Below are 11,946 nucleotides of genomic sequence, written 5' to 3' on the forward strand. Positions count from 1 at the left end.
ACAGTATGAACAATTACTTTAATTCTCCGAAACCGGCATACAGTTTTGAAATTTTTCCGCCGAAAGGAACCGGCAGCCTTGCTTCCGTATTCGCCACCATTGACGAACTCGCAAGTCTCTCCCCCGACCTTATAAGCGTCACCTACGGCGCAGGAGGCACAAGCCGCGAAAATACCGTTGAAATAGCGTCAAAGATACAAAACAGCTACAACATCCCCGCCGTAGCGCATTTAACCTGCGTAGGGGCAACAAAAGCCTCTCTGGACACAATTTTGGACAAACTGCAGGCAAACGGAGTCAGCAACATCCTTGCTCTCCGCGGCGACCTTGTAGAGGGAGAACCGCTCGGGGAATTCAGATATGCGTCTGACCTGACAGAATACGTGAAAAAACATTACAATTTTACTGTTTTCGCAGCCTGCTATCCGGAGAAACATCCGGAAGCGCCAAGCCTCGAAGCAGACATAGACAATCTGAAAAAAAAGGTGGACGCAGGCGCAGACGTTCTGATTACCCAGCTTTTTTTCAGCAATGACGACTTCTTCCGCTTCCGTGACAAGGTACGCGCCGCAGGAATAAACACTCCGATAGAAACGGGCATAATGCCGATAACCTCTGCTTCCCAGGTAACGCGCATGGTAAATCTGTGCGGAGCAACTCTGCCCGAAACAATAAAAAGAAAACTCGCCGCATACGGACACAACAGCATGGCAATGAAAGAAGCCGGTATAGCTTACGCAGTTGAACAGATATCAGACCTGCTCGCCTCGGAAACCGATGGAATTCACTTGTACACAATGAATCAGCCGTCCATTGCAAAACGCATTTCCGAAAGCCTTCGCGGCATACTCTATTCAAGGAGAGTAAAGTGTGAATAAAATTCCGCCCTCTGTTTTGAAAGAAGCACTGCGACTGCTCGGTGCAGATACAGAAGCTGACAGCGGGCTGCTTGACGACCTTAAGCGTGCATACGCGCAGCTGCTGGAAGTATCGAAACCGAGAACGGTGTACAAAAAAACTGCAGTCAGACAGACAGAAAATGGGGTGCTCCTTGACGGCACAGAATTTGTGAGCAAAGATTTGAAAAAGCTTTTTTCAAACTCCTCTCACGCCTTTATACTCGCGGCAACCTTAGGCGCAGAAACCGACGCGCTTTTAAGAAGAAAAATGACTGAAAATATGGCTGACGCGGCATTGTTTGATGCATGTGCAAATGCAGAGACAGAGCGGGTTTGCGACACTTTGGAACAGCAGCTTTCTGCTGAAATCAGCAAGGGGGAATACCTGACAAAACGGTTCTCTCCGGGGTACGGTGACGTGGATTTAGAATATTCATCAGTATTAGTCAATATCCTTAATGCCCAAAAGGCAATAGGATTGGCTTGCACGGCATCGAAAATGCTGGTGCCGTCTAAATCGGTAACGGCTTTTATAGGAATTTCAGCCATTAAAGAAGACCGGCGCAGACGCTGTGACGAATGCGCGGCAAACACGGACTGCGTCTGGAAAAAACGGGGTGAGCGCTGTGGCGTTTAATTTTAACACGGACAAAATCATACTCTTTGACGGAGCAATGGGCACCATGCTCCAAAAACTTGGCCTGAAAGCAGGCGAACTGCCTGAAATGCTCAATCTGACCGCAGGCGAAAAGATCACCGCAATCCACAGGACCTACCTCGAAGCAGGTGCAGACGCCGTTTACACCAATACCTTCGGCATTAACCGTTTTAAAACGCAGACTGCCGGCGTGTCTGTTGAAACAATCGTAAAAGCCGCCGTACAAAACGCAAGAAACGCCTGCAAAGACTTTCAGGACAAGGCCGTTGCTCTTGACATAGGCCCCTGCGGCAAAATACTCAAACCTGCGGGAGACCTTGAATTTGAAGATGCCGTAAAAGTCTTCGCAGAGGTTGTGCGCGCCGGAAGAGACGCGGACTTCATTATACTTGAAACCTTTACGGATCTCTACGAACTGAAAGCGGCGGTGCTTGCGGCAAAAGAAAATTCAGAACTGCCGATAGCAGCAACAATGAGCTTTGAAGCTGACGGCACATCGTTCTTCGGAGCAACGATAGAAACAATGACGGCAACGCTTGAAGGGCTCGGAGTTTCCGCGCTTGGCTTAAACTGTTCTCTTGGACCAAAACAGCTGGAACCGCTTGTTGACAGATTTCTTGCCTGCAGTCCACTGCCGGTAATCATAAAACCTAACGCGGGGCTCCCTGTCATAAAAGACGGGCAGACCTGCTACGACGTAACAAAAGAAGAATTTGCAAAAACTGTGGCAGGCTTTGCGAAAAAAGGCACCGCAATAGTCGGAGGCTGCTGCGGAACAACACCGGAATACATTGCACTGCTTAAAAAAGAGCTGGACGGCGTCACACGCAAAAGCTGCAAAGCTGAAGAAAAAACCGTTCTCTGCAGTGCGTCTAAGCTTGCAGAGGTAGGCGGAAGGCTGAACATTATAGGCGAAAGAATAAATCCCACGGGCAAAAAACGTTTGCAGCAGGCTCTTCGCGAAAAAGACTATTCATATCTGCTGCGCGAAGCGGTAAAACAGCAGGAACAGGGCGCCGACGTGCTTGACGTAAACGTTGGTCTGCCTGAACTGGACGAAACCGAAATGCTTGTAAAAGCCGTGAAAGAGATACAATCCGTAACAGATCTGCCGCTTCAGCTTGACTCGTCAAACAGCGAAGCGCTTGAACGCGCGGCACGCATTTACAACGGCAAACCGCTGATAAACTCCGTCAACGGCAAACACGAATCTCTGGAAAGCATTCTTCCTATTGTAAAAAAATACGGCTGCGCCGTGCTTGGGCTTACGCTTGACGAAAAAGGCATACCGCAGACTGCGGAAGAACGCGCTGAAATTGCCGGCAGAATTATAGAAGCAGCAGAAAAATACGGCATACCGCGCAGGAACGTACTGATTGACTGTCTTGTGATGACAGTCTCGGCACAGCAGAAACAGGCGCTTGAAACACTGAAAGCGGTAAAGCTGGTCAAAGAAAAATACGGCGTAAAAACCGTTCTCGGAATAAGCAACATCTCCTTCGGGCTGCCTGCAAGAAGCCTTGTCAACGAAACAATGCTCTCTCTTGCTGTCAAAAACGGACTCGACATGGCAATCTACAACCCGTTGGAAGTCAGGCTTGAAGAAAACGAAAAAGCCGTGCGCGTGCTTCTTGGGGAAGATAAAGATTGCGAACAATTTATTTCGGAATACACAGGCTGGACAAACGAAAAAACCGAAATAAAAACGCAATGCGGCGGAATGGAATACTCCGTACTGCACGGTTTAAAAGAAGAAGCAAAAAACGATGCTGATCTGCTGCTTGAAAAGTTTTCACCGCTTGACGTTATTGAAAAACATATTGTTCCGGCACTCGACAAAGTGGGAACACTTTACGAAGAGGGGAAACTGTTCCTTCCGCAGCTTATCAAAGCGGCAGAAGCGGCAAAAAGCGCCTGCGACACGGTTAAAAACTGACTGTCGGCAGGAGACGGCGAAGCCTCTGATAAAAAAATCGTGCTTGCGACCGTACACGGCGACATACACGACATAGGCAAAAACATTGCAAAAGTTATTCTTGAAAACTACAACTATAAAATAACAGACCTGGGACGCGACGTTCCCGCGGAAGAAATATGCGCTGCAGTCAAAGAGCAGGGGGCAAAACTTGCCGGCCTGAGCGCACTCATGACAACCACCGTGGGCAGTATGAAACAAAGCATCGAACTGCTGCGCCGCGACTGTCCTGACGTAAAAATAATGGTCGGAGGTGCCGTACTCTCCGAAGCTCTGGCAAAACAGCTCGGCGCAGACTTTTACGTTGCGGACGCTCTTGCGGACGTGCGTGCGGCTGAACAGGTGTTTGACAGTGCAGATTAAAAAGACAGCTATACAAGCTGTAAGCAGAAAATAACGTGCTAAAATTTATCAGACATAAGACATATAATAACAGCAGACTGCAGTGAAAGGATTGACCGCAATGGCAGACGAAATCAAAAAAATGCCCGATGAAGTATCAGCCGACAAAATGGGTTTAACACAGGCAGAAGAAGACTGGAGAAACCTTCCTGATCCCCGTCCGCCTGTATCCCGCTGGGTATTCTTCTTCGCAGGCATGGTAATAATCATAGCCTGCGCGCTCAGCGGAATTTGGTATTATCAGACAAGCATAGTACCTGAAAAAATCTTCGCCCGTGCGGAAAATTACCTGTTGGACGGCGACTACACAGGTGCTTATAGACTCTTTGAAGAAGTCTACGAGACGCGCCCGAAAAGAAAAGACGTTATCTTCAACCTCGGGCTTTGCCTTGAAAAAATGGGGCGCTTTGAAGCAGCGGCAAACCGCTACACCGAACATCTCAAAAAACTGCCTGACGACGGCAAGGCGCTCATACAGCTTGGAAATCTTAACTTTCAGCAACTCGGCAAAAAAGATGAAGGCTATGCTCTGCTGAAACAGGGCGCCGCCGAACTTGACACCGCCGAAGCGTGGGAAAACGTCGTTCAGGCAGCAAAGAGTTTCAAGCCGGAAGAGCTGGCGGAAGCTCTTGAAAAACAACTGAAACTTGCCAAAAAAACCGATGAAATCCTTGCCGTGTCCAAACGCCTCGCCGGCACAGGCGCATACAGAGAAGCTCTCGGCGGCTACGAAAAAGCGCTTGATAAAGACAAAACCAGCGAAGGGGCGCAGAACGGCGTAAAAGCAATGCGCGAAAAACTCGGACTGCCTGACAGCAAAGAGCACACGGTAATTCCCGGCAAAGCGCTCGGCCTTGTTAAAATCGGCGAAAGCAAACAGAAAGTAAAAGAAATAATGGGCGGCAAATCACCGGACAAAAAGCTCTTTATTCAGCTGCCGGAAGAAACGGAAGAACTCGGCAAAGCGTTGGAGATATGGGATTACAACGCTGAACAGCCTGACCGCTTCCGCATAATCTTCATCAAAGATAAAGCCGCAGAGCTTGAAACAGCCTCCGCCGTCTACAAAACGGAAGACGGACTCAGTATTGACAATTGCTGCACGGACGAGCAGTGCAAAGCACAGCGGAATGAAACGCAGAAGAATGTATTGATTTTCTCTGACCAAACCAAAGGACTTTCTTTCTATGTACCGGTCAACCGCAAAGGCGTACCCTCAAAAACAGCACGGAAATTGAGAGTACACAAAGGCGAAAAGTCAGTACTGGACGATATTCCTGAGCTTGCTTTGGCAGACCGGCGCAAAAAATAGCAGATGGTCAACGTCCGCAGAGTAGAAGCAAAAAATCTGCTCTCGCCAACGCAAATCGGCGGCGATTATGCCGTAAACCCTTACAGAGGCTGCCCTCACAAATGCGTTTACTGCTACGCGGCATGTATAAACCACACAAAAGAAGAGCGTGAAGAAGAGTGGGGCGACTATATTGACGTCAAGGAACAGAAAAGCGCGATAAATCTGGCAAAAATATTCAGGAAACGCATACTTTTCAGCTCTATGACCGACGCCTACAATCCGTACGAGAAAAAAGCTGAACTGACGCGGGGAATCATTAAACAGCTCATCCCTGCAGAAGTTCAGCTTTGCATTATCACCAAATCAACGCTTGTATGCCGCGATATAGACTTGTTCAAACAGTTTCCCTACGTCAAAGTCATATTCTCTTTCTCAAGCCTGGACAACAGCTTCCGCAGGCTTGCAGAACCCTACGCGGCATCTCCGCAGAAAAAACTGGAGGCTCTGAAACTGCTCAAAAGCGAAGGCATAGCCACAGGCGTTATGTGCGCACCGATATTTCCCGAAATCACCAAGCCTGTTGAAATAGTCAATGCCGCTGCGCCTTATATCCGACGCATAACCTTTGACACACTCAACCTGCGTCCGCAGAACAAACTCAAAGTGCTTGACTTCGTCAAACGGCTGCGCCCCGGTCTTGCACGGCTCTACGATGAAATATACCTTGAAGGCAGACGCGATTACTGGAAAGCTCTGCGAAAAGAAATCAGAAACGCCTGCGAACAGCACCCGGAATTGAAATACAGCATATTCTTTTAGAAAAGCTGTCTGTCGCTTTTTGTGCCCTGCAATTATCCGTCTGCGTACCGGTTAACCGCGGTTGAAATCTATTGTAACTTTATATTTCCTTATAAAGCCTGTCGGGTGATAAGAGAGTTTTGATTCCCGAAGCCCTTCGTCGCCGAGGTCTTCCTCTCGGTTGACCGTCAGAAGCTTTGGTTTTTCTTTAAGCAGATGCTGCAGAAATTCCTGATTGATGACCTGATAACCGGCGCTGTATTCCGTCAGCGCTTTTTCAAAATGTATCAGTACAGAGTTTCCTGTCAGCTCCCCTATTGTGTACGCAGCTATGTTTCCGCTGACTTCAATTATGCCGCCGCGCAGGTGCGGCACTTCTCCCCAGCTGTTGAGTATCCGCATTATGCAGTTGTGTTCCTGTTTGATGCCAGGAAGATAGCCTTCGCTTTCGGCAAGCCAGCGCTGCTGAAATTCCATTACCGCCTCTCTGTTTTCAAGCGTCAGAGGCAGATATTTGTAGTTATAGTTCTTCTTGAAATGGTTGACCCTGTTGCGTTTTTTTATGTACTTGCCGCCGGCAAGCTCCGCAAGCTCGTGAATGTCGTAAAGATATTCCCAGTTGTCGCGCTCTTCTTCAAGCGCTGCCGCGCTGCCGAGCTGCGCCTGCCATATCTTTGAAAGCTCCTCAGGTACAAGCCAAAATTCTGCTTTGCTGCCGAAATATCTGCAGAGGAGTTGTTTCCAGTCGTCACGCTGCCAGTTTCCTACCGGCGCAAGATTGTAGATGTCAGGAAGCGTCTGCCTGATCCAGAACAGGTCGTCCGTTTTGTCTATCGCTGTCTGGTAGCCGTAGTCTGCCGCCCAGCCCCACAGTATGGGGAAACAGTAGTCTGACGAGCGCTGCGCTGTCAGTTCCCAGTGCTTCATAAAGTTTCTTACGTCTGCAAGTTCTATTGCCTTGAAGTCAAGCATTGTTCCGCCCCTGTTCCGTGTCCTCTTTTTTTCTTCCTATATTATAGAACAGTTTATCAAAGCTGTTTTATGAGGACAGGGTAAAAATACTTAATTTTTGCCGCGGCTTTTTGTGTATGAAGGGCAGGAGATAAAAAATTTTCAAAATATATAATCAGTAATAGTCAATATCTTAATACGCATTATGTCTGCATTATTTTCTGCGCCGGTCAGCCCGCAAAGCTGCGGATCGTTTAGTGTTTATCCGTGTCCGCACGCTTTTAACGCTGTTTTGCGCGGCTGCAAAACAAATCTCCCCGACAAAACGGGGAGATTTTTGTTCACGCCTTTGTATTCTGCCGTGTACTTTACTGGTTCTTTTCCATTTTCACGTATTTTTCGTATTTCTTCGCTGCGTCTTCCGCCGCTTTTTTGAAGAACTTGTCCGCGTTGTCAGGGAAGGTGCGTTTCAGGGAGTTGTAACGCACTTCGCCGTCAAGAAATTCCCCGTAGGGCAGAACAGGGGCTTTTGAATCTATCGTCAGCGGCTGTTCAAGCTGCGGGTTGTAGCGGTAGAGCGTCCAGTAGCCTGCTTCAACGGCGCGTTTCATTTCTTCCTGCGTGCTGCTCATGCCGCGCACTATGCCGTGTGCAACGCAGGGCGCATAGGAGATGATTATTGAAGGTCCGTCGTATTCTTCCGCTTCTTTTATCGCTTTCACAAGCTGCGCAGGGTCTGCGCCCATTGCAACCTGAGCAACGTAGACGCTGCCGTAGGTCATGAATATCGCGCCTAAGTCTTTTTTGCCCGTGACTTTGCCGGATTTGCAGAACTGCGCAACGGCTCCGAGAGGCGTTGCCTTTGACGACTGTCCGCCTGTGTTGGAGTAGACTTCGGTATCTACTATGAATACGTTGACGTTCTGTCCGCTTGCAAGCACGTGGTCAAGTCCGCCGAAGCCTATGTCATACGCCCAGCCGTCGCCTCCGTACATCCAGAAGGTTTTCTTTGAAAGCTGGTCTTTGTTCAGCAGTATCTCTTCCGCAAGCTGCCTGCTTTCGCCGTCAAGCGTTTCAAGCTTCGCTTCAAGCGCTTCCGCAAGTCTGTCACCCGCCGCCTTTGACTGTTCAAATTTGTCAAAAGCGTCAAGCCATTCCTTAATTTCCTTTTCAGGCGCGTTTCCGCCGAGCTCAAGCAGTCTGCCTGCTCTCAGCTTCTGCGCGTCTCTCTGCTGGCGGACGGACAGGCTCATGCCGAGGCAGAATTCGGCGTTGTCTTCAAAAAGTGAGTTGCTCCATGCAGGGCCGCAGCCCTGTTTGTTTTTGGTGTAGGGTATGCCGGGCATTGCGCCGCCCCATGCCTGCGAACAGCCTGTCGCGTTTGCCCAGTAGACGCGCTCGCCGAAGAGCTGCGTCAAAAGCTTGGCGTACGGCGTTTCACCGCAGCCTGCGCACGCGGCGGAGAATTCAAGCAGCGGCGTGTAGAACTGGCTGTTTTTCACCGTGTAACGGTCAGGCACGTTTTTGTCGGGCAGATTAAGCCCGTACTGCCATTCTTCCTGAGTTGATTTTGATTCGCCGAACGGTATCATTTTCAGCGCTTTTTCTTTTGCCGGACACGAAGCGGCACAGCTTCCGCAGCCTGTGCAGTCTTCTTTGCTTATCAGCAGGGAGAACTGCATGCCGGGGAAATTGCCGAGCGCTTTTTTCTTAAGCATGCCTGCAGGCGCGTTCGCCGCCTCTTCTTCATTAAGAAGATACGGACGGATTGCGGCGTGCGGGCAAACGAGCGAGCAGCGGTTGCACTGGATACATTTTTCAGGATCCCATTCAGGCACCTGCGTTGCAACACAGCGTTTTTCGTATGCCGTAAGCCCAAGCTCTATCGTTCCGTCTTCGTAGCCCAGGAACGTGCTGACCGGCAGTTTGTCGCCTTTCTGAACGTTGATGGGGTCGAGCATATTGCGGACTATCGGAGGAACGCTGTCTTCACTGCGCGGAGCAGGCGCGTCTTCCGCCGTTTTCCAGCTTTCGGGAATTTCAACCCTGACAAGGCATTTGCCTCCGTCTTCGATTGCGGCGATGTTTTGCGCTATAACCTTGTCGCCTTTGGCAAAGTAGGTTTTTTCTATCGCTTTTTTCATGTATTCAACCGCTTTTTCAACCGGTATTACGTCCGCAAGGTGGAAGAATGCCGACTGAAGCGGTATGTTGACGTGGTTTCCGAGTCCGTGGCGCTGCGCGATTTCCGTTGCATCGATTATGTAGAACTGCGCATTGCGCTCCGCAAGGGTGCGTTTGACTTTCGCGGGGAGCATTTTGTCAAGATCTTCAGGTTTCCAGCTGCAGTTGAGCAGGAAGGTGCCTCCGTAACGGAGCTCACCCGCAACGTCAAAGTCCTGGAGCACGTAGGCTTTGTTGTGCGCCGCAACGAAATCTGCCTGACGAACAAGGTATGCCGAGCGTATGGGTTCATCGCTGAAGCGCAGATGTGAGATTGTTACGCCGAGCGATTTTTTGGCGTCGTATTCAAAATAAGCCTGTCCGTATTTGTCCGTGTTGTCAGCGATTATGTCCACCGTGTTTTTGTTCGCGCCTACGGTTCCGTCCCCGCCCAGTCCCCAGAATTTGAAGCAGTGCTGCTTCGGCGCGTCGGGATATACGGCGTAATGGCTGTCAAGGGAATGTCCCGTGACGTCGTCTTCTATGCCGATTGTGAAGCCGTTTTTGGGTCTTGGCGCCGCAAGGTTGTCATAGACTGCGACTATCTGCGCCGGATCTGTATCTTTTGAGGAAAGTCCGTAGTGTCCGCCGATTATGTCCACCATAAGCCCTGTTCCGTTAAACGCGGCGCATACGTCCTGATAGAGCGGCTGGCCGGCTGCGCCCATTTCTTTGCAGCGGTCAAGAACGGCTATGCGCTGAGTGCTGTTCGGGAGCGCTTCAATGAAGTGGCGTATTGAGAACGGACGGTAAAGGTGAACCTGGAGGAATCCGACACGGCGTCCCTTTGAGTTAAGCCAGTCAACTGTTTCTTTAATTGTTGAGGAAACAGAGCCCATGGCGACGATGACGTCTTCCGCAAGCGGGTCTCCGTAGTAGTTGAAAAGGTGATATTCGCGCCCCGTGATGTCGCTTATCTGCGCAAGATAGTCTTCCACTATATCGGGAAGCTCGTCGTAGAAGCGGTTGTTTGCTTCGCGTACCTGAAAATAAACGTCAGGATTCTGGACAGTGCTGCGAAGCACGGGGTGTTCCGGATTCAGCGCGTTGCTGCGCCACAGCGCAAGCGCTTCGCGGTCAAGCAGCGGCGCAAGCTCGGAATATTCCAGTTTTTCGATTTTGTCTATTTCGTGAGAGGTGCGGAACCCGTCAAAGAAATGCATGAACGGTATGCGGCCTTTAACCGCCGCAAGATGGGCAACCGCCGCGAGATCCATAACTTCCTGCACGGAGCCTGAGCAGAGCTGCGCCCAGCCTGTCTGGCGGCAGTTCATAACGTCCGAATGGTCGCCGAAAATTGACATCGCATGCGTGCCGACAGTCCGCGCGGCAACGTGGAGAACCGCAGGGTGGCGCTGTCCTGAAATGCGGTGCATGACAGGTATCATAAGCATAAGCCCCTGAGATGACGTAAAACTCGCCGCAAGCGCGCCTGTTTCAAGCGCTCCGTGAACGGCGCCTATCGCGCCTGCCTCCGATTGCATTTCGACAAGCGTTACCGGCTGTCCGAAGATATTTTTCTTTCCGTTTGCCGACCATACGTCAGTTTTTTCCGCCATCGGCGAAGACGGCGTTATGGGGTATATGGCTGCGATTTCGGTAAATGCGTAGGCTATGTACGCCGCAGCCTCGTTTCCGTCCATTACGGCAAGTTCTCTGTTCTGTTTCACAACAATCACCTCTCAAGGGTGTACCTGCAAAAATCTCCCGCATATTATATATGCTTGCGGCACGGAGGTCAAAGCTTTGCGGCATATTCCCGCAAAATTAACTGATAACGGCTTGGGAAATTTTTATCCCAAGCCGTTTCTGTTTTACTTTTAGCTTTTTGCTTTCAGCTTACCGCTTTCTTTTCCCCGCCCTTCCGGCCCATGGAACACGGAGGAGTTTTAGAACCCGCACAAGGGATTTTTCTGCGCGGAAAGGCGGGGAAAAGAGGCTCTGTGAGCCTCTTGTATCTTGTATTTGCTGCTTCTTCAGAGCGTAGGGCTGTGCCCGCGGCGAGCCCTCACACGCCGCAGGCACATTTTTTGTTTATACTGCCCTTTATTTCTTCGGAGCTTCCGGCTGCGCTTCAGGCGCAGGCGCCGGCTGCGGAGCCGGTTTCGGCGCAGGCTGTCTCATCTGCGGTGCCGGCTGTGCCTGCTGTTTTGGAAGTTTTTTGCCGAATATGCCAAAGAGCGGGGCTTTGCGGCGCACTATAAACTCGTAGTTCCATACGCCTCTTGCGTCTGCCGCCCAACGCGCGTTTATTATTTCCCAGCCGCCCTGTTTCACTTCGTTGAGCGTTACTACCGCGTTTTCAGAGAACATAACGGCGTAGTCATATTTTCTGCAGCAGTTTCCGAGCAGACAGCCAAGCAGCAGCACTGCGGCAATTATCAGCAGTATTGCTTTTGCTTTGTGCTTTTTGCAGCATTTCTTTGCTGCCGCGATTTTTGTTTCCTGTGTTGCTTCCTGTGTTGTTTCCTGTTTCATTTCTTCCATTTCAGTTTCTCCTTTTCTTGCTTTTCGTTTGCTGCTCGCTTTTGTCGCTTCGTTCGCTATAAGCTTTAAGCTGTAAGCGTTAAGCGTTAGAACCTTAGAACCGCCAAAATCTTCGTCTTTCTGCGGAAGTCCGCAGGACTTAGCGCAGAATCCAGCCTGTGCCCAGTATGGGTATGTCTTTGGTTTTTCTTTTCAATAACGGGCAAAGCCCGTAAAGCCGCTGGACCTACCCCTACGGGGCACGCGAGACGGAGATTTT

7 protein-coding genes and 1 pseudogene are annotated in these 11,946 nt (G+C 50.2%); 5 read left to right on the forward strand and 3 right to left on the reverse strand.

Going from position 1 to position 11,946, the window contains the following annotated elements; all coding sequences use genetic code 11:
- The first annotated feature begins 5 nt into the window (after positions 1 to 5).
- The 5 genes and pseudogenes from metF (at position 6) to KBS54_06680 (ending at position 6,047) form a co-directional block, all read left to right on the forward strand.
- Complete coding sequence (gene metF / locus KBS54_06660) at positions 6 to 878, forward strand: methylenetetrahydrofolate reductase [NAD(P)H] (protein MBQ0055806.1); 873 nt, start codon at positions 6 to 8, stop codon at positions 876 to 878.
- Complete coding sequence (locus KBS54_06665) at positions 871 to 1,536, forward strand: hypothetical protein (GenBank protein ID MBQ0055807.1); 666 nt, start codon at positions 871 to 873, stop codon at positions 1,534 to 1,536. The genes metF and KBS54_06665 overlap by 8 nt, the downstream gene beginning before the upstream one ends.
- 37 nt (positions 1,537 to 1,573) lie before the next feature.
- A pseudogene (locus KBS54_06670) lies at positions 1,574 to 3,895 on the forward strand (homocysteine S-methyltransferase family protein).
- A gap of 82 nt (positions 3,896 to 3,977) precedes the next feature.
- Positions 3,978 to 5,246 carry a tetratricopeptide repeat protein gene (locus KBS54_06675; GenBank protein ID MBQ0055808.1) on the forward strand — a complete coding sequence of 423 codons (1,269 nt, stop codon included), beginning with the start codon at positions 3,978 to 3,980 and terminating at the stop codon, positions 5,244 to 5,246.
- Positions 5,247 to 5,249: 3 nt separating this feature from the next.
- Complete coding sequence (locus KBS54_06680) at positions 5,250 to 6,047, forward strand: radical SAM protein (protein ID MBQ0055809.1); 798 nt, start codon at positions 5,250 to 5,252, stop codon at positions 6,045 to 6,047.
- Between the two features lie 51 nt (positions 6,048 to 6,098).
- Here KBS54_06680 and KBS54_06685 read toward each other — a convergent pair whose 3' ends face one another.
- From KBS54_06685 to KBS54_06695, 3 genes are all read right to left on the reverse strand, one after another.
- A complete protein-coding gene (locus tag KBS54_06685; GenBank protein ID MBQ0055810.1) occupies positions 6,099 to 6,998 on the reverse strand; it encodes a DUF2156 domain-containing protein in 900 nt (299 codons plus the stop codon).
- A gap of 347 nt (positions 6,999 to 7,345) precedes the next feature.
- Complete coding sequence (nifJ, locus tag KBS54_06690) at positions 7,346 to 10,843, reverse strand: pyruvate:ferredoxin (flavodoxin) oxidoreductase (protein MBQ0055811.1); 3,498 nt, start codon at positions 10,841 to 10,843, stop codon at positions 7,346 to 7,348.
- 403 nt (positions 10,844 to 11,246) lie between these two features.
- Positions 11,247 to 11,687, reverse strand: a complete 441-nt coding sequence (locus tag KBS54_06695; protein MBQ0055812.1) for a hypothetical protein — start codon at positions 11,685 to 11,687, stop codon at positions 11,247 to 11,249.
- Between the last annotated feature and the right edge of the window lie 259 nt (positions 11,688 to 11,946).

It is taken from the genome of Candidatus Equadaptatus faecalis (assembly GCA_018065065.1).
GTDB lineage: Bacteria > Synergistota > Synergistia > Synergistales > Synergistaceae > Equadaptatus > Equadaptatus faecalis.

Coding starts and splice junctions, on each gene's coding strand:
- metF (MBQ0055806.1), top strand. CDS start 6: ATGAACAATTACTTTAATTCTCCGAAACCGGCATACAGTTTTGAAATT.
- KBS54_06680 (MBQ0055809.1), top strand. CDS start 5,250: ATGGTCAACGTCCGCAGAGTAGAAGCAAAAAATCTGCTCTCGCCAACG.
- KBS54_06685 (MBQ0055810.1), bottom strand. CDS start 6,998: ATGCTTGACTTCAAGGCAATAGAACTTGCAGACGTAAGAAACTTTATG.
- nifJ (MBQ0055811.1), bottom strand. CDS start 10,843: ATGGACGGAAACGAGGCTGCGGCGTACATAGCCTACGCATTTACCGAA.
- KBS54_06695 (MBQ0055812.1), bottom strand. CDS start 11,687: ATGGAAGAAATGAAACAGGAAACAACACAGGAAGCAACACAGGAAACA.